The organism is Sphingomonas sanguinis (assembly GCF_019297835.1).
Lineage (GTDB): Bacteria > Pseudomonadota > Alphaproteobacteria > Sphingomonadales > Sphingomonadaceae > Sphingomonas > Sphingomonas sanguinis_D.
The window spans coordinates 2,930,448-2,955,964 of sequence record NZ_CP079203.1 but is presented as its reverse complement, the minus strand read 5'-3'; the positions used below and the strand labels follow the sequence as shown (position 1 = coordinate 2,955,964).

Below are 25,517 nucleotides of genomic sequence, written 5' to 3'. Positions count from 1 at the left end.
GCCGGGAGACGATGACCGGGATCGCATCCGCCCTTCACCCCGAATAGCCTACGAAGTTCTCGGTGAGGACCGGCGTCCCGGTGACAGCCGCCACCGCAACCCGCCTGAGACTGACATCGCGGACGAGCATGACCCGTTCGGCTTTGATTCTCGTGATGAACTTCGCCCCGCCGACACGGAGGTCGCTGACGTGGAATCCGGCGACCGGGGTGAGGCGGCGTACGCATTTCGGCAGAAACGATTTCCACTGGTGCAGGACGTCCGTCTGCACAGCTAGGACGGCTCGGAAGAGCGAGCCCGAGCCGACGAGCGGCAGAGCGCAGGTACTCAGGACAAGCGAAGGCGATCGATGGACGTGGCCACCGGCCACGGCCTTGCCAGTCTGGTACAGCCCCGCTCCATGGGCAAACGCCATTCAGGAAGTAGATTCCGGCAGCGTGTGCGAAAGAAGCCGTACCCGTCTTCATGACGAGGTCTCGCTCCTCCTGCTCCAGCCCGCTTCCCCGATCGAGAAGACATCTTGAGTGTTGCACGGGGCTTTCAAAATGCAACGTTAAATGCAACATGGCGACATGGGCAGACGGGCTCGTGAAACGGACGAGGCGCTGGCCGCCGGACTGAGGGACTTCATGCGACGGCATGAGGTCTCGCAGAGCGCACTCGCCTCGTTCCTCGGAGTAGACAAAGGTACGATCAGCAGAAGTCTGTCCTCGCGCTCGTTCTCACCCTCGTTGCGAGACCGGGCCGCCAAGCTGCTCAACCCCGCCAGCGGCGACGGAAACGAGGATCACCCGGTGCAGGAATCGTTGCGTTTATTATCTGAATGCGCCATGCTTCTGGATGCCGCGCGGACATTGATGGCGCGAGCTCTCGACCTCGTCGAACGGAAGCACTAGGGGCGCACGATGGCCAGCAGCAAGCAATTGATCGGGATGATCCGGAGCCATGCGGCCGGAGATGACGAACGCTTCCTCGCGATCGCCGAACACATCGCCAACGACGCGCGCAGCGCGGGCCATCATCGGATGGCCGAGGAGATAGGCACGCTCGTGGGGTCGCTGAAGGAGGAGATCGGCGAACGTCGGACCTCGACGCGGCCGGCACTCATCGCCGCACCCCGGGGTGAACTCGCCTCGCTCGTCCGGGCGTCCTATCCCGAGACGCGGCTGTCGGACGTCGTGGTGGCGGACGACGTCGGCGCCCGGCTGCGGCGCATCGTTCGCGAGCAGCGCGAGCGCGGTCTCCTGGCGGACCAGGGCCTTCATCCGCGGCGCAAGCTGCTCCTGTCGGGACCGCCCGGTACCGGCAAGACGACGACGGCGGCCGCGATAGCGGGCGAACTCGGCCTGCCGCTGTTCACCGTGCTTCTGGACGGCGTCATCACCAAGTTCATGGGAGAGACCGCCGCGAAGCTGCGGATCGTCTTCGACGCGATGACCAACGCGCGCGGCGTCTACTTCTTCGACGAGGTCGATGCGCTCGCCACGCGGCGTGGGGCGGAGAACGACATCGGCGAGGCCCGCCGCATGCTGAACTCCTTCCTGCAGTTCCTCGACGAGGACGCATCGGGGAGCCTCGTCCTGGCGGCGACGAACCATCAGGAACTGCTCGATCGGGCGATCTTCCGGCGCTTCGACGCAACCATCCGCTACGACCTTCCCGAACCCGAGCACGTCAGGCGGATCCTGACCCACAGGCTCCCCCGCTTCGATCTCTCGGGCTTCGACTGGGACGTGGTCTGCAGCGCGGCGTCCGGGCTCAGTCAGGCGGACATCGTCGCTGCGGGCGAGGATGCGGCCCGCGACGCCGTGCTCGAGAACGACGGCCTGCTCGACGGCGGGATCCTCGTCGCGGCGCTCTCGGAGAGATCCCGACCGGATCGGTGAGAAGTGCGATTGGCAGTCGTGACATCGGACTGCTAACCCTACCGTATGCCGCTCCATCGTCATCTGGTCGTCCGTGGTCTGGGCCGCGCCTCCGAGGAATTCGAACCGGTCGGTCGCGGAGGCACGGATCGGCCGAGTGCCGTGTCGGATCGGGTGGCGCACGCCGGGCGGCTGCGCGGCGACCTCGGCAGGCTGTCCGAGGAGGCGCGGGCGCTCCGGGCGGAACAGGTCGCTCTCGGCATTCCCAAGTCCAAGCTGGGCGTCACCGTGACGGTCCATTCTCGCGAGGGGGAGCGGCTGGCGGTGGGGGATACGCTGAGGGCGAACAGCCGGGGCAGGCAGCTGCTCAACGTGAGACGCTTCCTCGACGTCCAAGGCGCGCGCAAACGCGACCGGGCCGTCTACTACCTCAGTTCGAATGCGCTTAAGAGCCTTAACAAGGCACTCGACGGCTACGAGGAGTGGGAGCAGCCCGAGGAGGACCCCGACGAACTGACGGACGATCAGACCGCCGACGGTGCGGCCGTCCGCCGGACCAGGAGCTTCTGGCTGTTCGAGAGCGCCGAGACGTTCCGCCCGGCCGAGATCGAGGATCTCTGGACGGATCCGCTCGAGCACTTCCCGCGCGCGAGGGGCGCGGTCGAATGGGAGATATGGGTCCGCAGCTCCATGCGGGAGGTCTTCGAGACGGGCGCCGCGCAACTCCGCATCGGGATCACCGGGACCGCCACCGAATTCGTCGACATCGCCGTCTATAACTGCGTCGCCACGAAGGCCGCGCTCGCCAGGCTGGTGCTCCGCAGTGCGGCCGTCGTCGAACTCCGCGGCGCGTCCAACTTCATCGCGGATCACCAGGACCTGCCGCCGCCGGAGAGGCTCCGACAGATCGCGGCGATTTCGACGCGGGTCGTGCCTGCGCCTCCAGCCGCACCTTGGGTCACCCTGCTGGACACGGGGGTCAATCCCGGCAGCGCGCTGCTCTCCCACTCCCTCCCGGCAGCGCGCTGTCGTGCAGTGGTCGGTGCATGGGACCCCTTCGATGCCCACGGTCACGGTTCGATGATGGCCGGCGTCGCGTTGTACGGCGACCTTTCGGACCTCGCCGCCACGAGCGGGCGGGTGGCCCTGGAGACCGGGCTGGAATCCGTCGTCGTCTTCAATCCCGACAGCGTGGTGAAGCTGCCGGCGCGCGATGCCATCGCGAGGGCGGTGGCCCTGGCGGAGGGTAGCGTCCGCCACCCGCGCGTCTACTGCCTGGCCGCCACGATCGTCGGGGAGGCCGAGGACGGTCGCCCGACGTCCAGCTCGGGTTCGATGGATGCGCTGGCCTTCAACGACGGTCTGGCCGGCCGGCTGTTCTGCGTCGCCGTCGGGAACGTGACGACCACGGCCACCGCCCCCTATCAGGTCGCGGCGTATGCCAAGCTGAACGAGGAGGACGGGATCCAGTCGCCCGCCCAGGCGCTCAACGTTCTGTCCGTGGGAGCGCTGACGTCCAAGTGTTCGGGACCGACGCCTCTGGCCGACGAGGGCAATCTGTCGCCCCGGTCGCGCACGGCTCAGGCTTGGGACGGTCGCCGCCACAAGCCGGACATCGTCATGGAGGGCGGCAACCACGGCATCGATCCCGGCGGCACCACCTCGCGGGCGCATGGTCCGGACATGATCGCCACCACTTCCAATAGGATCGATCGCATTACCCTGACGGGCGACACGTCGGCGGCCTGCGCAGCCGCGGCTCGCCTCGCGGCCCGGGTGATGGCGCGATATCCCGCGCTTCGTCCGGAGACCGTACGGGGTCTGCTCGTGCATTGCGCGGAATGGACCGACGCCATGGAGGCGCGACGGACGGCGCTGGTCCGAGCCGGCGCGATGCCGCGGGACGCCGTCGCCGCCACGCTGGACTGTTTCGGCTGGGGCGTTCCGGACGAGGAGCGCGTCTTCTGGAGCGCCTCGAACGCGGCGACCCTCGTCGCCGAGGACGAACTCCTGCCCTATGAGCCCGGTTCGGGCGGCAGCGTCAAGCTCCGTCAGATGAAGAGCTTCCGACTGCCGTGGCCGGATGCCGCGCTACGCTCCCTGGCGGGAACCGAGGTCGAACTGCGCTGCACGCTTTCCTACTTCGTCGAACCGGACCTGCACAGCGCGGGACTCGAGCGGCGGCAGTTCTATCCGTCGCATGGCCTCAGGTTCGACATGCAGAGGTACCAGGAGAGCGAGGTTCAGGCTCAGCGCAGGGTGAACCGGGCCGTGGCCGGGGATTCCTCGACGGCGGACGATGCGGGCTGGCTGCTCGGCTGGCAGCGGCGGAATCGCGGAACGGTCCATCAGGACGTCTGGAGGGGACCGGCCTACCAGCTCGTCGGACGGCGGCTCGTCAACGTCATGCCCGTCAGGGGCTGGTGGGCTGCCGGTCGACGGGTCGAGAAGGCCGACGTTCCCGTCCGATTCAGCCTGATCACGTCGATCCGCACGCCGACCGTCAGAGGCGATCTCATGGTCGAGATGCGGAATGCCGTTCCGGCCGGGTTGCTGGTGGACGTGCCGGCGGTCGTCGCCGTCTAGGACGGAAACGTCGCCATCACGTCGCCGTGCGCCAGGTAGGCGAAGGCGGAGGCGGACGACGCGCAGTGCACCCGTCGTGCCGTTCTGAGCGACTCGCCGAGGGTCTCCCGCCTCTGCAGGAGCGCGGGCAGCACGGCCTTAATCATCTCCAACGCCATGCCGTCGTCGACCTCCCAGAGCGGAGCGAGGAGCCCACCGAAGCCCCGGGCGGCGATTGCCGCTCCCCAGCCGGTGTTCGTGCCGAGCATCCTGGCGCCGGCCGAGGTCTCGCACGCGTTCAGCAGCACGAGGGTGGCGCACTCGAGACCGACGACGGTCCGCGTCTGATCGACGTCCATGACGCCGACGAAGCCGTCCTCCAGCTGGATGCCGCCGTCGCGCTGCCCCGTGTCCACCCGCCCATGCCCCGCGAAGTGGATCATCGCGACGCCGTTCGGATGCCGGCCGTCCAGCACGTCGAAGAACGCATCGGTGCGGGCCGTCATCGTCACGGCTCCGAGCGCCTGGGCCATCCATCTGCCTTCGAGCTCCGCATGGGGCAGACCCTGACCCGGAGCGTAGCTGGGCACGAAGGAGAGTATCTCACCGCGGCCGAGTCTCTCCCTCAGAAGCCCCGTACGCTGCGCGGGCCACCTGGCGACCGGATGGTCGACGAAGAGGTGGCCCGCGTCCGCGATCTCCGGCTTCATCATTTCCCACGGTACGTAGGGGTCCTCGGTGATGAACTGGATCGGGAAGTCGGTGCCGAGGGCTGCGCGCCACTTCGCGTAACCCTCCCTGAACTCCGCGGGCGCCACTCTCCAGAGGTGCTCACCGATGCCGTCCATGACCCGGCCGACGCGATTGGGCGCAAGATCGGGGCAGGATCCGAGGAGGGTGTCCGAAAACCGCTTTGCATCGTCCTTAAGATCGATCCGGCCGATGCCGACCGACAGTCCTCCCGGCATGGCGGCCTGCCAGAACCAGGTCTGCGCGTCGCGATCGGCCGACGTGATGGTGACGGTCAGACTGGGCCCCGCGGCGTCGGGCACCACCCTCACGCTCGGCGTCAACGCTGCGGAGATGCTCGATGCGTCCCCGGGTCCGTCGCCGATGTCGACCGTGGACGCGCGGTCGGCCTCTCCGCTCCTGCCGTCCGCGTTCCCGGTCGGGAGGAGGTCCTTCGCGAGGAAGCCGCAGATCCGGGTCCCGTGCATGAAGACCGCCTGCACCTGGGCGGACGATCCGTCGAAGTCCGGGGCTATCCGGCAGGAGAAGACCGCCGGCGTTGAGGTGCCGTCGGCGTTGAGGATGACGGCGCCCGACACCGTTTCCACCGCCTCCGCCCATGGTGCGATCAGCTGCACGGCGACAGCGATCGTCGTCCAGTCCGCGGGAAACCGACCCACGGCGATCGACGCGGCGCCCGTCGATCCGGTCTTGAGATCGACCGAGATCTCGACGCGTCCGGCAGGCACGAGGTTTCCTGTGCTTCCGATCGACGGACATCTCAGGACGTCCACGAGGTCCACGTCCCCGTCCGGTCTCCGTCCGGCCTTCACGATGCGACGTTCGACGCCGGACCGGTCGCTGCGCCGCTGCAGGCCGCCTCCCACGGGATATCCCCGCTTCCTTCGCGGCGGTTCCGGAGCCGGTGACCGGAAGTACGAGTCGAGATCGTCGTCGCTGGCGGGGGCCAGGTAGCCGGCGACGATGATTTCGTTGCGCACCTTGAAAACTCCGTCGAACGACAGAGCGAGACGCTTGGCGTCGCTGCGGCAATCCTCGCTGGCGACCTCGCCCGCCAGCACCACCACGTCTCCGCGGAGCGCTGCGTGTACGCGGCTCACCATTCCGGGATGCCGTACCTCGAGCGACGCGGCGATTCTGGCGGCGAGTTCGGTTAAGCTGGTCCAGTGCACTTCGATCTCCGGGTCCGTCGGATGTCGTCACCGATGCCGGCGCGACGTGGCCTACTGCTCGTGCGCATCCACGGATACGCCGGCGTCCCCGCCGTCGTCGAGCGCGAGCAGGTCGATTTCCATCACGCCGTCGACTTCTTCGGGGAAGCGGGCGTCGAAACCGTATCTGGCACCGGCGTCCATGCTGCGCCACGGCGACGTCCTCGGCGTGTCGTAGTTGAAGTGCAGGTGCTTCATGCCGGGGGCGCCATGCAGGACGAAGCGCGCGATGGCCTCCGGATCGGGGTGCCCGTGGATGTTGCCGTTGCTGGAGATCGCCAGCGACCGGCAGTCCAGCGCCTCGATCAGCTGTCGGCTCATGTTCTTCGCGCTGCCGTGGTGCGGGGCCTTGAGGAGGTCGACGTGCAGGCGCCCCCCCTCGGCCGCGGCCAGGGGGCCGAGGGAGGATGCGAGGACGTCGGGGTGCGCATCGGCACCCAGCAGGACCCGTCTGCCGCGCCATTCCGCGATGAAGGCGATGCTCGAGCCGTTCGGCGTTTCGGTATCGATCGGTCCGTCCACCGCGAGCGGCTCCAGCACGAGCGGCTCGGGAATCGGCGTCAGCTGCTCGCCGGGCCTGCGCGTGCCACGACGCTCGGGGCGTCCGGGAGCCCCCGTGAACCAGCGGTCCCATTCCTCACCCAGCCGTGCCAGCCGCTCGAGCGTCGGCGAGAGCATCGTGATCCGCAATCCAGCCACGTCGATCGGATCCGGCGCCGTCTCGACGGCGGCCACCCCGTCTCGGAAGTGGCGGTTCCACGGCCAGCCGGTTCCGGCGAGGAGTTCTGAATATTCGTCGCCCTGTCTGAAGCTCCTCCGGCACACGCGCCGCGTCTGCGCATGTCCGTTGAACCAGACGTCCGCCGGGGCGAGCGGACGATCCTTCGCGCGGAGGAAGGTGAGCGCCCCCGCGATGTGGTCGGCGTCTATGTGGGTGAGCACGTAGAGGTGCAGGGGCTCGGATCTGCGTGCCATGTCCGCGAGGCGGGCGTGCAGCCTGGGGTAGGCTGACGCGCGGCCGCCGTCGACGATCATGTGGTGCAGACCGCCGTCGTCGCCCCAGGTGAGCAGCAGGCAGTCGCCGTCTCCGGCCGGCAGCAGCGTGAGCTTGAACACGTCCATGGCGATTCTCCCGCATCGCTGTGGGCCCGACGCACGTAGGATGCCAAGCGGCTTCGTCACCGGATCGGTGGGATCGGAAACCTGCGGAACCGGGGCCTGCGCGCTTCAGTCGCCCGGCGACCTGAGCATCGAGAGGTAGCGCTCGACCATCGCGGCGCCGTCCGGCGATAGTTCGACCACCTTCATCCGCCGATCCGTCGGATGGGGACGCGTCGTCACGAGGCCTCTTCGTCTGAGCGCGCCCACGCATCTCAGCGCCGTGGTCGGCGGGACGCACGCTCCGATGCTGGTCGCGGACGCTGACACGATCCGGCCTTCGGCCCGCGCCAGGAACAGGTCGAGGAGGAGGTCCCACGCCGGCTCCACGAACACCGTGGAGTGGTCTCCGAACGCCTCCGCACGCATCCGGCGCTGCTCGTAGAGCATCCGCGCCACCGCCTCCTGGCTGTCGCCCTCCGTCGGCGGAAGCACGAACCGCCTCCGCACGCTCCTGGGGGCGTGATCGAGCAGCGCCCGCAGCTTCGTCACGGTCGAATCGAGCAGATCGGAGGCTGCGTCGTTCCAGGGACGGTGGGCCGACCCGTTCACGCCTTCGTGCCGACGCGTAAGCTGCGCGTGCCCTGTTCCGCTACCACGAGATGATCGAGGACGGCGATGCCCAGGGGGGAGCAGGCTCTGACGAGGGCGTCCGTGGCCGCGAGGTCGGCAGGCGAGGCGTCTGGGCTTCCTCCCGGGTGGTTGTGCGCCAGGACGAGCCCCACGGCGCCGACTTCAAGCGCACGGATCACGATCTCGCGGGCGTAGAACGATAGGGAGTCGACGGTGCCCTCCGCGGCGACCTCGTCCAGGAGGAGCCGGTGGCCGGCATCGAGGTAGAGCACGCGGAGCGTCTCGCGACGCGTGAACGCCATCTCTATGCGAAGGTATTCGAGCACCGCCACCCGATCGGCAAGGACGCATCGGCCGCGCACCCCGCCGGCGAGGGCGCACCGCAGGACGTCCGAAACGGCGCCGACGAGTTCCTCCATGCGCGGATCCCCGACGCATCTGCGCAGACGCAGGCCCCCTGCCGATCCCAGGACGGCGCCGGCGGAACCGAACTCCCGGAGCAGAAGATCGGCCCTTCCTCCGGGATCATCCAGTCCGCAGATCGCGATCAGCCGCTCCAGGACGGATCTGTCCCGTACCTCCGTACCCGGGAGCGGTGACGCCGCGTTCCGATCGCCAGGACCGCGAGCCCCGGCAGTGTCGGTAACGCGATCATCACCGCATAGCCGAGGCGCAGCAGCTCCGGGTTGAGCAGCTTGCCCACGTGACCCAGCACCGTCACCGCATGGAGCGCGGCCAGAAGCATCGGCCACCTTCGATCAGCCTTCGCGGCCAGCAGCAGCAGGCCCACGAGCAGTGCGACGTCGATCGCCGCGACCGAGGCCTGCACTAAAGCGTAGCGGACCTTGAAGTCCGACCGTACGGCGACCGTGGCGATCGCCGCGGCCAGAAGCATCCAGCCGGCGGCCCGCTCGGGACCGCCGCCCCTCCTGATCGCATATAGACACGTCAGGAGCAGGGGCACCCAGAAGCGGAGCAGCAGCGCGACGAGGCTTGCACGGAGATCCATGCCGCATGGGGGCACCCGCATGCGTCGGCGTCAAGTTCCCCTGCATCGGCCGCCGTCCGTCAGGCCGCCGCGATCACGGGCCGCGGGAGCGCTCCGTACTTCGCGTCGGGCGGGCACTCGTCGTCGCCGTAGGCGTAGAAGCGGCCCAGCCCCGCCTCGTCGATGAGGGCGGCGAGCTTAGGGTGCGCCTCCGCGAAGCAGCGCTGCGCTTCGTAGAGCAGCGCCGCTCCGCGCGCGATGTCGGCGAGCGGCGCCGCACCGGTTCCGAGCGGCAGCCCGGAGCGTACCCGCGCATGCTGGATCGCGATGAGGCATTCGCTCGCCCGCTGGGCGAGGTGGTCGGTATCCCGCTTCAGGGGGACGTACGCGTCCCGCACGCTGTGGGCTGCGGAGAGTCGGTCGTTCAGCATGGTCTTCTCCTCGCCCGGCGGCGAGGCGCCGGGATCAGTCTCGTCGTTGCGTCATCACGAGCCGCGCGACGTGCTGCACCGCTTCGGACAGAGGAATGGACGCGATTCCCGCGACCACCATCGCCAGCAGGCAGAACGCGATGAGGGCCATCCGATTGAGCGTCGACAGCCGATTGCGATCGGCCGTCGAGCGTCCGGGGGAATGCCGCGTGGCGCCGTCGTCGAAGGCGGCACGGGCATCTGCCATCACCAGCGGTCGGGAGCCGACCTCGTGTGATCGGCTCGACCAGTCTCCTGCATCCGCCTTCATCGGTTCGGCGATCGTCAGACCCTGACTAGTCAGCGGTTGACGAGCCTCGTGCTCCGTCAGCATGCGCGCGGCCACGAACCGGCTGACCCCGCCTAGCTTCGCACGCGCCGACCTGATGTGCGTCTCGACCGTCGGCACCGCGATCCCCAGCTGCGCGGCGATAACCGCGCTCTTCCTGTCCGGCGCCACGAGCCGGAGGCAGTCGCGTTCCTTGGGAGTCAACGAATCGAGGGGGTTGGCAGCCATCCTCCGCCTTCTAGGTCAGCAGGCGTCAACTCGCCACGCACGACCGCGGACTGGGGATGCGTGCGGCCGCTCCCGGCGTAGGGAAGGGATAGCTTGCGCGGCTCGATGGTTTACATGCCTCGAGCGGCGATCAACGGGAAGGAACGCATGAGGATAGGCGTGAGTGGGCATCAGGAGCGGGACGGTGCCGACTGGCAATGGACGGGCGAGGCGCTGGAGGGGCTGCTCGTCGGCCTCCCCTGCCCGATCGAGGGCTGGTCGTCGCTCGCGATCGGTGCCGATCAGCTATTCGCCGAGACGGTGCTTCGTATGGGAGGTTCGTTGACGACCGTGGTTCCGGGCGAATGGTACGAAGAGTGCTACGGAACCCCGCAGGCGCTGGCTCGCTATCGCGATCTGCTGGGCCGCGGCGACGTGGTGGCACTCGGCGGTTTCGAGGGCGAGGAGGCCTTCCTGCAGGCAGGGCGGCGGATAGTCGAGGAGACGGACCTCCTGGTCGCGATATGGGACGGCAGGCCCGCACGGGGTAGAGGCGGTACGGGCGACATCGTCGAATACGCCCTCGGATTGGGCAAGCCGGTCCGACGAATCGACCCGGTTCGACGCGAGCACCACGATCTGGGGAAGGGCTGAACCGAACTCGCGCCGAATCGGTCAGAAAAGGTCCTCCCCGCCCGGTTGTCCGGGTGCTATCTGGTCACGATGTGTTCCTGCGCGGACGCACCGGGAGGGGACAATGGCGAAGACCAGGCTGTTCATCAGCTTCGACTACGATCACGACGAGACGCTCAAGACCTTCCTCGTCGGACAGGCGAGGAACGCCGACAGTCCGTTCGAACTGGCCGACTGGTCGATAAAGGAGCACATCGACGGCGACTGGAAGGCGAAGGCCCGCAGCCGCATCCGTGCGACCGACGTGGTCTGCGTGATCTGCGGGCAGCATACGGACACCGCGAACGGCGTCAGTGCCGAGGTCACGATCGCACAGGAGGAAGGCAAGCCCTACTTCCTCCTCAATGGCTACTCGGGAAAGACCGGCAAGAAGCCGAAGTCCGCGAGGGCCGGCGACAAGGTCTACGAATGGACCTGGGACAACCTCAAGAAGCTTGTCGGGGGCGCGCGCTGATGATCAAGAGGGCCCTCGTCGTCGGCATCGACGACTACGCCGCGGCGCCCCTGCAGGGGTGCGTCGCCGACGCGAACGCGATCACCCAGCTCCTGGAGTCCAACGGCGACGGCTCGCCGAACTTCGAGGTGCGGACCCTGACCAGCGACGTCGCTGCCGTCACCAACGTCCTGCTCGGCGAGGCGGTTGAGGAGCTGTTCCGGGCAGAGGCCGACATCGCCCTGCTCTACTTCGCCGGCCACGGCATCCTCAACCCGGAGACGAACGCCGGCTACATCGTCGGGCAGGACGGAAAGAAGGGCTCGTGGGGCATGGGCATGTCCGAGATCCTGAGCCTCGCGAACGCCGCGCATCCGCGCATCAAGTCGAGCGTGATCATCCTCGACAGCTGCCATTCGGGCTACGCCGGGGAGATAGCGGGTCTCGGAAAGGGCGCGGCGTCCGTGATCGGCACGGGCGTGACCATCCTCACCGCGACGCATCGCGACGGGGAGGCGGACGATGGCCCGCACGGGATGTTCACGGAGATCCTGCTGGACGGTCTGAAGGGCGGCTGTTCCGACATCCGCGGCAACGTGACGCCCGCCGCGCTCTATTCCCACGTCGACCAGACGCTGGGTGCCTGGGAGCAGCGTCCGATCTACAAGGCGAACGTCCAGACCTTCATCGCTCTGAGGAAGGTGCCACCCAAGGTACCCGACGCCGTCCTCAGGGCTCTTCCCGAATACTTTCCCGAACGTGCCAGCGTCTACGCGTTGGACCCGTCGTACGAGGAGGACCGCAGCAACGCTCCCCACCTCGACCACGTGCCCGTCGATCCCGATCACGTGCGCATCTTCAAGGATCTGCAGAACTGCAATCGGCATGGACTGGTGGTGCCCGTGGACGAGGAGTTCATGTACTACGCAGCGGTGAATTCGACCGGCTGCCGCCTGACGGCGACGGGCGCCCACTACCGCAAGCTCGCCAAGCTGCGCCGCATATAATCGAGTCGGCCGCAGCGTGAGCATCCACCAGATACACGTCTTCATCAGCCATTCGTGGCGCTACTCCGGCCACTACGACACCCTGTCCGGCTGGATCTTCGGGCAGTCGTGGCGCGTCGGGTCGGCGTCGATGCTGCTGCACGACTATTCGGTTCCCCGCAGCGATCCGATCCTCACGGCCTCGAACGACAGGCAGCTCAGGGACGCCATATACAACCAGATACGTCGTAGCCACGTCATCGTCATTCCGACCGGCATGTACGCGCATTACAGCAAGTGGATCGGAAAGGAGATCGACGGGGCGGCGTTCTACGGCAAGCCGATCCTCGCAGTGAACCCGCGCGGGCAGCTCCGCACGGCCTCCACCGTCCAGAATGCGGCCACCCGCTGCGTCGGATGGAGTTCCCGCTCCGTGGTGGAGGGGATCTGGGAGCTCTACTACCGCTGACGTCCCCGGGCGTCGCGATCCTCCGCCCTCCCCCGCATTCAGGCGGCCTCCGCCATGCCGCCCTCGCCCCAACCACCGGTCAGGAGACCCGACTTGAAGGTTTTCATATCTCACCAGCGGCACGATTCCGTGCTGGCCGCGGCCGTAGCCGCCCGGCTCCGGACCGTGCATGCGATCGACTGCTACGTGGACGTCATCGATCCCTACTACGGCGGTCCGGTGGAGACGCTCGCCGATCACATCCGGGAGGAGATGGCCAAGTGTACGCAGCTGCTCGCGATCGTATCGGCTTCGACGTCCAGCTCGCAGTGGGTTCCCTGGGAGATCGGCGTGGCGACCGAGAAGAGCTTCCCGCTCGCGACCTTCTCCGGCGCTAACCACATCCCACCAGAGTTTCTTCGCAAATGGCCGTACCTGCGCAGCGATTCGGACCTCGACGAGTACGCGCGCATCAGCAAGCGAACCGCCCGGTCCCTCGTCGAGAAGCGGGCGCAGTTCGATGCGGGCTATGCGAGACGCTCCACGACCAGCGAGTTCTTCACCGAGCTGAAGGCCTCCCTTCGCCAGTGAGCCGACGATCCGCCCTTCCGACGAGAGCCGCACGCGTCGTTCGGTTCGTCCGTGTCGGTCTGAGGGCGCGACGTCCTTCTCGGCCGTGGGCGATCGACGTCGACGTGGCGTTCTGCGGCCGGCCGATGAATGGGTAGCCGAAGCGAGAGCCTAAGAGGGTCGACACCGACCAGACCACCTGAACCCCGGATTCACTGGCGGAGTCGCGCAGAACAGGCATATCACCTGGGCTGCGGCGGCCTGTCTTGCGGCCGGCGCGATCGCCGCCGCGCCGAAACCACTCCATCGCATTCCGCCGAGGGCGTCGGCCACACCGTCGGCGAGGGCGAAGCGGCCGTGAAGAAGCCATTGTCGGCGGATCGATCATGCACGCCTCGGTCGAGAGGAATCCGAAGTACAGCGTACTCGCGCGCCACGGCTGGCTCTTGGCGAAATCTGCGAGAAGCTAGGCGGCCGGAGCCGCCGCACCTGCACCGATTCCCCTTGCAGGACGTCCGTCACCCGCTCCCGCCTTCACGCAACTCGCTCATCCTGTCGAGGCAGCCTCGGCCGCCGGACGCCTAGCGGTTCACCATGCACAATCCGTGTCGTCTGCCTGCATCTTCCCGAGGTATCGACCCCCGCAGAAGCTTAGATCCCGGCATCCGCGAAGGGGAGGGACGTCGCTGGTTGCGCCTCCGGCACGACGTGCGCCCGCAGCGCCGCGTCGGTCAGCACATAGCCCAGATTGACCATTCTGCGCCGGAGATCGACGGGCATGCGCTTTAGGCGGGTGGGCACAGCGGCGAGTTCGGTGCGTCCCTCGGGCCGATATCGCAGCAGGATCGGGACGCCGTAGTCGTCGGGATCCGTGCGCATGCCCCAGTAGGCGCCCTGCCGCTCGCCCGTACGGAAGGCGCCAATCAGCTGCCGCTTGCGCAGAGCGCGCACCTGCCCATCTATGACGTCGAGGACGCGTCTGGACTGCTGAGCCCAGTCGGCCGGCGGCGACGAGTCGTCGCCCGCGATCCCTCCGCCGTCGGAGACCAGGAGGGTCCTGCACCTCTTCCACGCCGGCTCGAGTCCCAGGTTGTCGTACACCCCGCCGTCCGTCAGGCTGACGTTGCGCCGGAACTCGTCTCCGAGGCCCCGTTCCACGACGTCGAAGTCGGCGGGCTCGACGTCCAGCACGTACGGCGACAGCACGGGTGGAAACGCCGACGATGCGGCGACGGCGTCGGCGATGCGCAGATCGGGATGAGCGATGGATCCGACGCGCCAGTCCCGCATGTACGGCTTCGAGAACCGCCAAAGGGCTCCGGTCTCCAGGTTCGTGGCGTTGATGACGAAGCGCGGCCGGTCGGGAAGGGACTGGAGCGTCGCGCCGTGGAACAGCTGTTCGTCGTACGTGTCCGCGACCCGCTGGCTTATGGTGCCCGGCAGCAGGGCGCCGCCGACGAGGGCGCCGCGATCGATGGTCCTGCCGGCGAGCTCCAGAGTCGGCTCCGCCACGAGATCGGCGAAGGAACCTCCGGTCGTCAGCTGCCGCCAGGCGAGCGCGAGCACCCCAGCGGTGATCGAACCGCCGGACACGGAGGAGACGCGGTCGACGTCGAGCAGCAGGCCCAGCTCGTGTATGCGCCATAGGGCGCCAACGTGAAAGACCATCGCCCGGTATCCGCCTCCCGACAGGCATATCGCCGTGCCGCCCCTCGGCGCGGCCTCACCCCCTTCCCCTGCCGTTACCGTCGCTCCCGTCATGATCCGCCTCTCCTCTCCTACCCCGACCGGCAAGGAAGTCATCGCGGCCCGCCTTTGGCAACGTCCGATCGAACCGGATCGGTGCGAAACGGCCGTTTCGGTGGACGGGGTCGAGCACGCTGTGGCAGCGATGCCGTCATGAGCCTCCTGGAATTCCTGAACGGCGAGACGCCAACGCGCCGGAGCATGTCGCTGATGCACTGTACCCCGGTCCTCCAGGGAGTCCGAGCCCTCGACCAGGGCGCGCTGCGCGTGCGTCCGTGTTCGAACTACGGCGACAGGCCGATGGTCTACCTCTTCTACGGCCGGCCCGCCTTCAAGCCGATGCCGGGCATGCTGCCCGCCCGGATGGAGGAGCATCTCCCGATGTGCCTCGTGCTTGATGCCGGACTCATCGGCCGGGCGGTCAGGATTGTCCCGTTCGACAGTGGGGGCTTCGCCAGGTACCAACCGATGGTCGGCCCGCTGGCGCGCGACCGCTTCGAGCTCCATCCCTCGCCCGATCTCCCGAGGAGGATTGTCGGCGCGTTCTTCGAGACGAACGCCAACTACTTCCATCAGATGCCGACGCGCGAGGAAATAGACATTTCCCTGCTCCATCCTGAGGCCCGCGCGATCGTCAGGCTGTCGCGGGATCCGGCGCTGGCGGACGACGACGATCGGCGCACGACGATCGAGATTCAACTCGAGGAGGACGTTGTCATTGAGTCGGCGCTCAAGGCAATCATCGGGCCGCCGCTGTTGTTCGACGAGCCGGTGGTCGCCAGGGCGTTGGCCGCCAGCGGGGCGGTACCGCTGAGCTACGAGACCTTCGGCCGGCAGAGTCCGTCGTTCTACGCCAGCCAGCTTTACGTACAGGCCAAGGGTCTCCTCAGGAAGCGGGGCATGCTGTGACGTTCTCCAACACGCCGCGCGCCGAACTGGCGGGGCTGCTCGATCCGGCCGGCCTGGGACTGGGATTCATGATCCCGGTCTTCTCCGCGCCACTCGAGAATGCGAGGCTCGTTCAGCGCATCGGCCGGGACGGTCTGGTGGAGCGCTTCGAGATCGCCGAGGATCAGGACACCGCCCTGCTGCCGGTCGGAAACAGAACGGTCTCCCTGGGCGACGAAGCCCTCTGGGGGTTCAGGTTCGGCGACGAGACGATCGCCTGCGAGGAGGCTGCGCTGCGGGACCGTCTGTTCGAGCTCGTCGAGGAGGAGGCGATGCGATCGCGTCCGATGCTCGGCTTCGAGGTCGCAACCTTTCTCGGCAACGGCGATCTGGAGAACCGCTACGCCCGTCTGGCGATGAGGCGCCTCGTCGACCTCACTCCCGATGGTGCGCGGGATTGGCGGGACCTCAGCGTCCTCACGCCCATGCTCAGACGTTCGCTCGCCTCCATGCGGGGGGCGCGAGGAACGGCGTGGCTCGACGAGCTGTACGTTTCCCTCGACCGGTCCTCGGCTTCTGTACACGGCATGCCCGGTGCCACCAGCGGCGACGTCTCCGTGCTGCGCAGGGCGCTGGACGAGGTGACGGCGCGTCTACCGGACCTGTTCGACCGACCCAAGGCGGGCTGGACGCTGCGTCTCGCAGAGGAAGGAGATCCCGAGCACGAGAGGGCCGCCCCCGATCTCTGGATCACGGTGCTGGGTGCGAGGCTCACCCACCTTCTGGATGGGGGCGTCGCCGGCAAGGCGCTGGACGTCGGAGTGCGGACGCTCGGAAGCGTCGTGCCGAAGGAGTTTCCGACGACTGCGATCGTCTTCGAGGCGCGCGACCGCGACGCCGAGGAGGAGGCGCGTCAGGCTGCGGTCGACATGAGGACGATGATGATCGCGGTCGGTACGTCGAGACGCGGCGTTGCCGAGCCGAGCCCGACCAATTTGCGCGACTTCCCGCACGGCAGGATCGATCTGCCCAACGTGGGGGCGTACCAGGCGGGTGCCCTACAGAAGACGGACGCCGTCGCAGTCCGGCTCGCCGCAGCCATCGCTGCCGAACTAGCCGAAGGCATCTATGACGCACCTCATCCCCGATCCGTGCTCCTCCGGGCGGCCGGCAGATCGGATGCCCCGTACGTGCTCGCCTCCCTCTACGGCCGCGCTTGGTCCCTCGGGCTCACTCCCTGGAACGCGGTCCACGTCGTCGATCCCGGAGCGCGCGACATCGGCGTGCTGCTCGACGATGACGTCCGGCGCTGCCTCTTCGACGGCGTAGAGGTCGTCGGCGGCAGGCTCGTGAACAGGGCTCTGGTGGGTTCCAGGGCTTCGGGTGGCCTGCTCGTCTCATCTGCCGAGGCCGACGTCGACGACGAATCTCGCCACGCGTCCAACGCGGCGGCGCTGATGAAGGGTGGACGTTGGCGCATCGAGAACGCCCGCCGGTCCGGGGAGCCGCGATTCCGGGCTGTGGGCGGCAGGCGCGCCTTCTCCGTCCGCCTGCCCGACATGTGGAGCGGGAAGATGGCCGATGCGGGCCGCAAGCCGGCCCCGACGTCACCGACGGTCGACTTCGAACGGATCGAGACCCTCAGGCTCGTCCCCACCTCGTCGAGCATGGTCATGCTCGACTGCCTCCGGGTAGGCGAGTTCCCGGTCGAGATGCGGGACCTCCTCGAGCTGGAAGCGGACCTGGCGACCATTTGGTCCGTGGTGGCGCTGCAGCTGAGGCGTCTGTCATCACCTCTGCCATCCCGTGTGAAGTCGCTGGTGCTGGCGTCGGTGGTGAGGGCCGTGGTCGCGAGATCCGGCTTCGTCGACGTGGAAGCGGGGAGTGTGATTTACGACGTGCTCGACGACGAGCACCTGGGGGCGGCGCTGCAGCTCGTGCTCACCCACGCGCGTTGGAGCGACGGTACCCTTCGCGGCACGATCTCGGTGGTGGAGAGACCGCATGGCGGCGCCAAGCACGTGCCGATACGCCCGTTCGAGAGCTATGAGCTGCTTATCGATGCCGAAGGTCCTCGATTGAGGGCGCTTCGCTCCCACGTCCCAAGCGGAGATTCGTGGCTTGCGTAAGCAGATCGACGCCCGCCGGACGATCGGTCGCCGCCCCATCCGCACCGCGGAAGGCCGGATCCGCGGACGCCGACCGCCGGAGGTGCGGCTTCCCCGCCGGAGCACGGATGCGCAATGGTCATTGATCTCCCGGGCCCGAGCTCTCCGGCATTTCCGGCGGCCGCCAGTCATCACCGAGCGGCGGTACGAGGTGCATCACCTCCGCGGTACGCAGGCATTTGGCCAAGGTCGCGACCGACACGGCGAACGTCCTGCCCGCACGCACGTCTTCGAGGACGAGGAACGCGTCACCGAACCATTCGCCCGGAGCTTCCGCCTCAGCCACCGATCTTCTCTCCCGCGACGAGCGCCGCGATCTCGAGGAGCTTCTCGTCGCGTCTCGCCTTGCCGGGCGCCGTGTTGACGAGCGCTTCGAAGGCCTCGGGCCGGAACGTGATCCGGCTGCGATGGACGAGCGGGGCGCGTTCCGGGACGTTCGTGTCCGTGAAGTCCCGGACGGTCGCGTCCATCCGCTCCTCGAGGGTCCCGTCCGGCTTCGCCTCAATCCTGTGGTGCAGGCACTGCAGGTCGAGCCGTATCCAGCTTTCGCCCCCCACGAGCCGCCCCTCGTCGGAGATGACCGCGTTCGGCACGATCTTCCGCACGGCGGCGGCCATATCCCCGTTGCGACCGATCGGCTGGCCGAAGAGGTTCTGGGATGGGCCGAAGTACGCGATCATCCAGGGCAGATTCCGTAGGTGTGCGCCGGTGTAAAGGTATCCGCCGGAATCGAACCACTGTTCGAGCATCCGGCGCGCGAAGAGGTTCGAGAAGCGGAACCCCAAATCCTCGCGCAGGATGAGGACGATGCGGTCGAACTCCGAAACCGCCATCTCCACGAGGTGCATGCCCATCGCACCCCGGGGGCGGCGCGCGTTCCGGTCGGGCCGGTCCCGTTTGTACCGGAAGGGACAGAATTCGTGGTCGGCGCCGTCGAACGCGAAGCCTTCGACCGGTTCCCCGACATGACTGCCGTAGGGTCGGGTCCCACCCGCGTTCCGGTGGTAGAGCCCCTTCAGTTGAATGGGGTTTTCGCAGTACGGGCAGACGGCGAAATGGCTGTCGCCGTCCCGCGTGCGTCCCTTCTGCAGCCAGGGATGCCGCCTCCCCAGATCGGCCTCGACGACGTGCGGTGTGATCTTCTTCACGGCCGTCTCACCCTTCCGCATCTTGAAGTGCGCAACCATCCGAGCATCCCGTCCGCGACCACCAGTCCTCGTCGAGGGTTGGCACGACTCCCTCCCGCTGCGCAAACCGGAGAAGCGTCAGCAGGGTGGCGTAGCTCAGGTCGACGATGGTAGAGTCGGGCAGCTGCAGGTGGAATAGCACCGAGCAGCCACTGGGCGTGTCCGCCCTCTTCGTGGCTCCGACCAGGACCGCCAAGGGCAGCCCGGCCCCGGTACCGCCTGCCACGCCGTCAAGATCCGGAACGCTCCGGGAGCGCACACCGTTCGCCTCCGACCGGGTCGGACCGTCGTCCGCCGCATACCGCGCGTCTCCGCGCGAAACCTCTTTCATCCTGCTAACTCCCTTCATGCCGAACATTGAAGGATGTGCAGTCAGGGGACGGCCCACGCTTGGGGCGGATGATCGCGGAAGGGCTGCGGCGACCCACGATTACTTGCGATCACCGGAGTACGCCGATGGCACTTCCGAACAGCCGGCTGGCGCACGGAGGGAACGGGCTCCCCCCCGACCACGCCAGCCAGCATGGCGAGCTGACTGCGCAGCAAGGCGAGCAGAAGACCCATAGCCTCCGATCTAGGTCGTAAGCGACCCATGACAAGGGCGCGTCGATGGGAATCCTGTACGGGGCTGCTGGTCCACGATCTCCTTGGGCAGTCGCCTCCAAACGGCGTCGCAGGGCGGCAGCGGCGTAGGGCAGTCACCGATCGCGTGCCGGTCAAGCGGTCCGTGCCCGTGCCCGTGCCCGTGCCCGTGCCTGCGGCTTGATCTGACACTGCGATCGATCCACCATCGCGAGATGCGGATGGATGCGGTAGGCGGTCGACGTGGCCGAACGTGAGATCAGGAACAGGTACGGGCTGCTGCAGAAGGGCCTGTTCCCGGAGGTCCTGCCTCCATGCTTCGTCTCCACGGACCTGAAGCGCGCGTTGTCCGGTCTCGTGCGGACCCTGAAGGGTCGGGCGTTCCAGGCGAAGCGCCACTCGGACTACATCCGCTACAGCGGCACCAAGCACGACGGCAGCCGGCGCTACTACGGAACGCCCAATCCGATCTCGTACTTCCACGTCGCGAGTTTCATAGCCGATCACTGGGGCGAGTTTGCCGCGCGCTTCGACTCCTCTCCCTTCTCCGTCAGTCGACCCAAGGTCGGACGCGAGGACGACGATCGCCCCATCATCATGCAGTCCCTCTCCGAGCTGACGACCGTGGCGTCGAGGAAGCTCCGGTACGCCGGTCACGTGCTCAGGACAGACGTGGCGCAGTTCTTCCCCAGCGTGTATTCCCACGCCATCGTCTGGTCGGCCCACGGCATCAGGGAGGCGAAGGCGGACACCAGCCCGCGATCCGCCGCCAACACGTTCAACGCGCTCGATCTGTTCGTCCGGAACTGCCAGATGGGGGAGTCGCAGGGTCTCCTCGTCGGGCCGGACGCGTTCCGGCTCATCGCCGAGTTCGTGATGGCGGGTCTTGACGCCGAGCTGAAGGCGGGGTTCGGTACGGCCGTCGTGGGGGCCGCGCGTCACGTGGACGACTATTATCTCGGTCTGAGCAGCGAAGCGGAGGCACTGGTCGCCCTCTCGACGCTGCGCGACACCCTGCAGCGGTACAGTCTCAACGTGAACGACGGGAAGACCTACGTCATGAGAGGCGTCGAGCCGCTGAACGAGATTTGGGCTCAGGAGCTTCGTCAGAATGCGCGCGGCATGGGCGGATGGCTCGGGGATCCCGACACCGAGGACCTAGTGCTCTTCGTCAACAAGGCCCTCCAGATCGCACGTGAGATCAAGTCCGACAGCCCCGTGAAGATTGCGCTCCGGACGCTGGACCAGATCCGTTCGTACGGCGGGCCGGACTGGGACACGATCGAACCGTATCTCCAACGCATCATGTTCCATCACCCGCACGCGATCGACTACGTCGCGTTGCTCGTGGTCAAGAGGGTCGCGGACGGCGGCGCGATCGATCGGGACGGCTGGAGGGAGGCGTCCTACAACCTGATACATCGCCACCTAGCGTTCAACCACCATCACGAGGTCGTCTGGCTGCTATGGCTGCTGTTCACGGCGGAGCTCGAGGTGACGGAGCAACTGGCGACCGCCTGCTGCGGCAATCCGAACGCGCACATCAGGGCGCTCATCGTGGCTGCCCACGGTGCGAAGCGGCTCGCACGCAAGCCGCCGATCAGGTTCAGGGCGGCGAAACTCGCGTCCAACGACGGTGACTGGCTCCTCAATCTGGTCGCACGTTCCACCGGTTTCACGGGCATGGCCTTCGGAGGAACGCTGGCGGAGGAGATGGAGCATCTCGCGAGCAGAAGGGTGAAGCTGATCGACTTCAAGGCTCACGTCAGCGCCGTGAGGGGCGGGCGAGCCGATGCGATCAGCCGGACTAGGTACGGGTACGATTCCGAAGGCAAGTCGAAGAGAAGACGCTCTGACGCGTCGGACGAGGACGGCGACGTGTTTCCGAACGCCTATGACGTGGATTTCGACGAATTGATCTAACATGCGTTCGGCCGCGACAGTGCACTTCGGCCGCATCGCGCCTCCGGCCCCGGAAGGGTGCTCCCATGCCTGACTCGGGATACTTTCGACCACGTTCAGATTTCCGGCCGCCGGAGTCCACCGTTGTGGATCAGGATGGAAAAGGGACCCCGGTAGCGCGGTGATCTGCGTCGAAAAAGCTCCCTAATCGCGGCGGTCTAGGCTGCACGCTTGGCGGTTCGTCAGGCGGCGAGATCGGGATGTTGGCATTGGAGACGGTGTTGAGGATTCGGCGCGAGCATGCGGCGGGGAAAGCCATCAAGGCGACCATGCGAGACCTGCCTTTATCCCGCAAAGTGGTGCGCAAGGCGATCCGGGCGCCGGATGCGGACATGGGATACCGGCGCGAGGTGCAGCCGCTGCCCAATCTGGGGCCGTTCCAGGCAAGACTGGATGCGTTGCGAGAGGAAGACGAGGCGCGGCCGCAGCGCGAGAAGCTGCGTATCACGCGCATCCACGATCTGCTGCTGCGCGAGGGTTCGACGGCTCACACGATGCGGTGCGCCGCTATTCGGCCCGCTGGCGGCAGGCACGCCGTCGGGACGTGATGAATGCACCGGCGTTCACCTACGTCGCGACCTGGGCGGAGTTCGTCTACGTGGCGTTCGTCATCGCAGCGTGACTCACATCCAACGGCCTCCGGCAAACCCGGCGCGGTTCACTTCTGGCGCGAGGACGAGATCGATTGGCATCCGGGGATGGGGGTCCGCGACAGCTTCCGACTCCTCGGCAGGATCGGCAGCAATCGAGGCAGCCTGAGGGTGGCGGACTTCCGGCATCAGCAGGGCGTATACATCCTCTATGACGACTACGGCCCGAGCTATGTCGGCCTCACCCGCAACCAAGGCATGGGCAAACGGCTGAAGGACCACAAGACGGATCACCTGAAGGGCAGATGGGATCGCTTCAGCTGGTTCGGCTTCCGTCCGCTCCTTCCCGCGAGCGCGACGAGTGGCGTTCTGGGTCTCGGCGATCCGCAGACCGACGTCTCCGGGGACACCAGCACTACGATCGGCGATCTTGAGGCCCTTCTGATCCGCGCCATGGGCCCCAAGCGCAACCGCCAGCACATGGCCTTCGACTGCGCTGAGCGCTGGACCCAGATCGCATACGACGACGGGGACCACTATCTCGGTCGCGCTGTACAGCCCCGCAGGGTGACCGGAGTCGCGGCGATCGTCTGAAGGGGGGGCGCTGGCGAGGAGGTCGGAGGACGGGGTTGCCGTTTATGCTGCGTCGAAGAGTTCCATCATCACCGTCGCAAGAAGCATGATCGCGATACCGGGCAGCAACTCGATCAGTCTCATGGTGCGCGCCCTTCCGTGCGGCGAGTGCGTCTCCTCGTGAAGGCGAGATCCAGCTCACGCCGGTGTAGTTGCGAACGGGCACCCCATATCAAGGAGATGACTCAGCGCAGTCATTCAGAGGTTATCGAAACTCCATCGAGAGACTTCTCACTCAACTCCATGAGCAGTCGGCTCCGTACATCGGGTGTGACCTTCCCCCCATTGGGGCGGACATGCACCTGGAAGACGAACTCATGATCACCGATCTTCTCCAGATCGATGCGGGCGGAAGGATTCCCGCCACCGACCTCGGAAGCGCCCAGAATGCCTTGAAGAAGATCCTTGGCGGCACGCGCGGATGCGATCCCGGTCACGATGATCTTCAACGACAGCTCGGTTGGCGCCGCGACCTCCGACTTGTTCACCACGATCGATGATATGAAGGCGGAATTCGGAATGATCGCCACCGAGCCATCGTCTGCGACCAGCTCGGTCGCGCGAACACGCATCTTGCGGATCCTTCCTTCGGATCCGCTGACCAGGACGCGGTCGCCGATCTTGACCGGTCGCTCGAAGAGCATGATGATGCCGGAGACGAAATTCTGGATGATCGCCTGCAGGCCGAAACCGATGCCCACGGTGAGAGCACTGGCGATCAGCGTGACCTTCTCGAGCTGCAGTCCGAGCGCGCTGCTGGCCCCCACGAGGGCGAATATGACCCCGATGTAGCCCAGACCGGTGGTGATCGAGGTGCGCGCCGCGATGTCGAGGGTCGTGGCAGGTAGGAAACGCCGCTCGAGCCAGCCCCGGATCATGCGCGTCGCAGCGATCCCGCCGGCGAGGATCATGACGGCCGTGAAGATCGTTCCAGGCGTCAGATCGATGTAGCGTAGCGACGCGAGCATCGGCTTCGGCCGCACCTGCTCGACGACGTTGTCGCCGCGTCCATGCAGAGGAGCGATCGTGAGCAGAAGGGCGATGAGCCAGATCACGACATTCATCACGGCGCTCATCAGCAGCGCCGCCTGGTCTATCCTCATCTTCTGAACGCCGACGACCCCCGTCGCGAAGCGGGTCGTGCGTTGATTCTGGCTGAGCAGCTGGACGACCAGGGCATCGAGGAAGCGCGTGATGATCCAGGTGGTGGTCAGTACGAGGGCGGCCCACAGGATCTCCTGCAGGACCGTCATGGCGAATCGGGCATGGCCCAGAAGCAGGGCGACGGCGGCTACGGCGATGATGCTCCAGACGATTGCGGTCAGTCCGAAGACAGCAGGGAGACGCGGCTTTTCATCCCCGGCCACGGTAAGCGTGGAACGCTCGCGTGCCTGGCCGGCCAACACCAGAAAGCGTCCAATCAGCAGCAGTTGCGCAAGGGCCACGATCCCTTGCGCGACTCCCCAGGATGAGGCTGACGCGTGCAGCATGCGCGATGCCGAATCCACGAATGAGACGGCCCCGAGCAGGATACCGCCGGCGAACGGGTAGATGGCGATCGTCTGACCGAGGCCGGGGGGCAGCTGAACCGGTCGCAGTTCCTTGGCATCCGGAGATCGTAAGGCCCGGCCGATCCCCAGGCCCAGCCCCGAGAGGACGCAGCCGGTGGTCACGACGCCCACCAGCGCCTGCATCTCGGGAAGAAGCATCAGGCAGGAACTGACGGCGTTGAGCACCGCTGCACTTCCGATGCTGAAAGTGACCAGCGTGATGATCACCGCTCCCAGAGCCCGTCCGAAGACAGTGAGGTCGGAGTGCCGCTGCCCCCTCGCCAGGAAGGCTGAAAGTCGTCTGATCGCCCATTCACGGGCCGGTCGGACGATCCCGTAGGCCAACGCCAGAGTCAGCAGGAGCCACACAAGCCTGACTGCATCTGGTGCCGGCTGTGCCATTTGACGAGCCATGAGCGCGATACCGACCTCGGCATCCTTCAGCAGACTTGCGAAGACGCCTGTTTCCGCCGTCTCCGGGTGGGAGGAGACAACGGCAGCGAACGCAGGACCGCTCATGACCAATCCCCACACCGACCAAAACAGAACAAGAGCGCGGCGTCGCCATGTCATCGTTGCACCTCAAAATTTTTTACGGACGATACCGAGCAGGGCCAATTACCGCCTCGCGCATACATAGACAGGTCGGATCCGAAGAGCGTCTTTGCAAAATCTCATTCGTACTCGCCCCTCTAGGAGGCTTTATCAGGACCTGACTTCACCGTTTTCATTTCCAGAGAATATCTTGATTTCGGCAAACCGCCGCGGTGGGTAGCAGACGGGGTTTGCAACGATAACCTTGAACGACTCTATGCAGAGCAGTGCAGGGTGAAATCCGGCGTTCAGGCCCTGCATGATAACGTGAGCAACACAGAATTCGGCAAAAGCGGTCTCGTCCGTTATCGAAACAATCTCGGTCATCGTGTCACTCCTGGTTCCCTTCCATCCAGCAGACGCGACGATGCTGCTCCAAGGTTACCTCAAGATTGCGTCCTTCCGAACTGC

25 protein-coding genes and 1 pseudogene are annotated in these 25,517 nt (G+C 66.7%); 13 read left to right on the top strand and 13 right to left on the bottom strand.

Annotated features, from left to right (window positions below):
* Positions 1–34: 34 nt before the first annotated feature.
* A complete protein-coding gene (locus KV697_RS13875; RefSeq protein ID WP_219018689.1) occupies positions 35–415 on the bottom strand; it encodes a hypothetical protein in 381 nt (126 codons plus the stop codon).
* Between the two features lie 142 nt (positions 416–557).
* Here KV697_RS13875 and KV697_RS13870 point away from each other — a divergent pair, with 142 nt between their 5' ends.
* Genes KV697_RS13870 through KV697_RS13860 form a run of 3 tightly spaced genes read left to right on the top strand, consistent with a single transcriptional unit; the run spans position 558 to position 4,451 of the window.
* Positions 558–896: a hypothetical protein gene (locus KV697_RS13870; protein WP_219018688.1), complete on the top strand. Its 339-nt coding sequence runs from the start codon at positions 558–560 to the stop codon at positions 894–896.
* A gap of 9 nt (positions 897–905) precedes the next feature.
* Positions 906–1,886: an AAA family ATPase gene (locus KV697_RS13865; RefSeq protein WP_219018687.1), complete on the top strand. Its 981-nt coding sequence runs from the start codon at positions 906–908 to the stop codon at positions 1,884–1,886.
* A gap of 45 nt (positions 1,887–1,931) precedes the next feature.
* Complete coding sequence (locus KV697_RS13860) at positions 1,932–4,451, top strand: S8 family peptidase (RefSeq protein WP_219018686.1); 2,520 nt, start codon at positions 1,932–1,934, stop codon at positions 4,449–4,451.
* Here the strand turns inward: KV697_RS13860 and KV697_RS13855 are convergent.
* The 7 genes from KV697_RS13855 to KV697_RS13825 form a co-directional block, all read right to left on the bottom strand.
* Entirely contained in the window at positions 4,448–6,352 is a 1,905-nt protein-coding gene (locus tag KV697_RS13855) for a CHAT domain-containing protein (RefSeq protein WP_219018685.1), read from the bottom strand. The genes KV697_RS13860 and KV697_RS13855 overlap by 4 nt on opposite strands.
* A 51-nt stretch (positions 6,353–6,403) precedes the next feature.
* Positions 6,404–7,513 (bottom strand): ComEC/Rec2 family competence protein, encoded by a 1,110-nt coding sequence (locus KV697_RS13850; protein WP_219018684.1) that lies wholly within the window; start codon positions 7,511–7,513, stop codon positions 6,404–6,406.
* A 105-nt stretch (positions 7,514–7,618) separates the two neighbouring features.
* Positions 7,619–8,041: a hypothetical protein gene (locus KV697_RS13845; RefSeq protein WP_219018683.1), complete on the bottom strand. Its 423-nt coding sequence runs from the start codon at positions 8,039–8,041 to the stop codon at positions 7,619–7,621.
* Between the two features lie 56 nt (positions 8,042–8,097).
* Positions 8,098–8,541: a JAB domain-containing protein gene (locus KV697_RS13840; RefSeq protein ID WP_219018682.1), complete on the bottom strand. Its 444-nt coding sequence runs from the start codon at positions 8,539–8,541 to the stop codon at positions 8,098–8,100.
* Positions 8,542–8,669: 128 nt separating this feature from the next.
* The gene (locus KV697_RS13835) at positions 8,670–9,131 is read right to left on the bottom strand and encodes a hypothetical protein (protein WP_219018681.1); all 462 of its coding nucleotides are present in this window, start codon (positions 9,129–9,131) and stop codon (positions 8,670–8,672) included.
* Positions 9,132–9,190: 59 nt separating this feature from the next.
* Positions 9,191–9,541: a hypothetical protein gene (locus KV697_RS13830; protein ID WP_219018680.1), complete on the bottom strand. Its 351-nt coding sequence runs from the start codon at positions 9,539–9,541 to the stop codon at positions 9,191–9,193.
* A gap of 34 nt (positions 9,542–9,575) precedes the next feature.
* Entirely contained in the window at positions 9,576–10,097 is a 522-nt protein-coding gene (locus KV697_RS13825) for a helix-turn-helix domain-containing protein (RefSeq protein ID WP_219018679.1), read from the bottom strand.
* A 159-nt stretch (positions 10,098–10,256) separates the two neighbouring features.
* Between KV697_RS13825 and KV697_RS13820 the strand changes: the two genes are divergently transcribed.
* From KV697_RS13820 to KV697_RS13800, 5 genes are all read left to right on the top strand, one after another.
* Positions 10,257–10,730, top strand: a complete 474-nt coding sequence (locus tag KV697_RS13820) for a hypothetical protein (RefSeq protein ID WP_219018678.1) — start codon at positions 10,257–10,259, stop codon at positions 10,728–10,730.
* A 103-nt stretch (positions 10,731–10,833) separates the two neighbouring features.
* On the top strand, positions 10,834–11,223 hold the full coding sequence (locus KV697_RS13815) for a TIR domain-containing protein (RefSeq protein ID WP_219018677.1): 390 nt from the start codon (positions 10,834–10,836) through the stop codon (positions 11,221–11,223).
* Entirely contained in the window at positions 11,223–12,209 is a 987-nt protein-coding gene (locus tag KV697_RS13810; RefSeq protein WP_219018676.1) for a caspase family protein, read from the top strand. Before KV697_RS13815 ends, KV697_RS13810 begins: the two co-directional genes overlap by 1 nt.
* A gap of 16 nt (positions 12,210–12,225) precedes the next feature.
* Positions 12,226–12,657, top strand: a complete 432-nt coding sequence (locus KV697_RS13805) for a TIR domain-containing protein (protein ID WP_219018675.1) — start codon at positions 12,226–12,228, stop codon at positions 12,655–12,657.
* Between the two features lie 93 nt (positions 12,658–12,750).
* On the top strand, positions 12,751–13,227 hold the full coding sequence (locus KV697_RS13800) for a TIR domain-containing protein (protein WP_219018674.1): 477 nt from the start codon (positions 12,751–12,753) through the stop codon (positions 13,225–13,227).
* Positions 13,228–13,857: 630 nt separating this feature from the next.
* Here the strand turns inward: KV697_RS13800 and KV697_RS13795 are convergent.
* Positions 13,858–14,874: a patatin-like phospholipase family protein gene (locus KV697_RS13795; protein WP_219018673.1), complete on the bottom strand. Its 1,017-nt coding sequence runs from the start codon at positions 14,872–14,874 to the stop codon at positions 13,858–13,860.
* A 231-nt stretch (positions 14,875–15,105) separates the two neighbouring features.
* Between KV697_RS13795 and KV697_RS13790 the strand changes: the two genes are divergently transcribed.
* Both KV697_RS13790 and KV697_RS13785 read left to right on the top strand, forming a co-directional pair.
* Positions 15,106–15,861: a hypothetical protein gene (locus KV697_RS13790; RefSeq protein ID WP_219018672.1), complete on the top strand. Its 756-nt coding sequence runs from the start codon at positions 15,106–15,108 to the stop codon at positions 15,859–15,861.
* Positions 15,858–17,969 carry a hypothetical protein gene (locus tag KV697_RS13785; protein WP_219018671.1) on the top strand — a complete coding sequence of 704 codons (2,112 nt, stop codon included), beginning with the start codon at positions 15,858–15,860 and terminating at the stop codon, positions 17,967–17,969. Before KV697_RS13790 ends, KV697_RS13785 begins: the two co-directional genes overlap by 4 nt.
* 118 nt (positions 17,970–18,087) lie before the next feature.
* Here the strand turns inward: KV697_RS13785 and KV697_RS13780 are convergent, their stop codons facing one another.
* Positions 18,088–18,294 carry a hypothetical protein gene (locus tag KV697_RS13780; RefSeq protein ID WP_219018670.1) on the bottom strand — a complete coding sequence of 69 codons (207 nt, stop codon included), beginning with the start codon at positions 18,292–18,294 and terminating at the stop codon, positions 18,088–18,090.
* The gene (locus tag KV697_RS13775) at positions 18,287–19,156 is read right to left on the bottom strand and encodes a hypothetical protein (RefSeq protein ID WP_219018669.1); all 870 of its coding nucleotides are present in this window, start codon (positions 19,154–19,156) and stop codon (positions 18,287–18,289) included. The genes KV697_RS13780 and KV697_RS13775 overlap by 8 nt, the downstream gene beginning before the upstream one ends.
* Positions 19,157–20,020: 864 nt before the next feature.
* On the opposite strand from KV697_RS13775, the gene KV697_RS13770 reads away from it, so the two are divergent.
* From KV697_RS13770 to KV697_RS13760, 3 genes and pseudogenes are all read left to right on the top strand, one after another.
* Positions 20,021–21,700, top strand: coding sequence for an RNA-directed DNA polymerase (locus KV697_RS13770; protein WP_219018668.1), 1,680 nt, complete (start codon positions 20,021–20,023; stop codon positions 21,698–21,700).
* 239 nt (positions 21,701–21,939) lie between these two features.
* Positions 21,940–22,283, top strand: a pseudogene (locus KV697_RS13765) (IS21 family transposase); the annotation flags it as partial.
* Between the two features lie 154 nt (positions 22,284–22,437).
* Entirely contained in the window at positions 22,438–22,923 is a 486-nt protein-coding gene (locus KV697_RS13760) for a GIY-YIG nuclease family protein (RefSeq protein WP_219018667.1), read from the top strand.
* Between the two features lie 233 nt (positions 22,924–23,156).
* On the opposite strand, the gene KV697_RS13755 is transcribed toward KV697_RS13760, so the two are convergent.
* Positions 23,157–25,031: a mechanosensitive ion channel family protein gene (locus KV697_RS13755; RefSeq protein ID WP_219018666.1), complete on the bottom strand. Its 1,875-nt coding sequence runs from the start codon at positions 25,029–25,031 to the stop codon at positions 23,157–23,159.
* 186 nt (positions 25,032–25,217) lie between these two features.
* Entirely contained in the window at positions 25,218–25,433 is a 216-nt protein-coding gene (locus tag KV697_RS13750) for a hypothetical protein (protein ID WP_219018665.1), read from the bottom strand.
* Between the last annotated feature and the right edge of the window lie 84 nt (positions 25,434–25,517).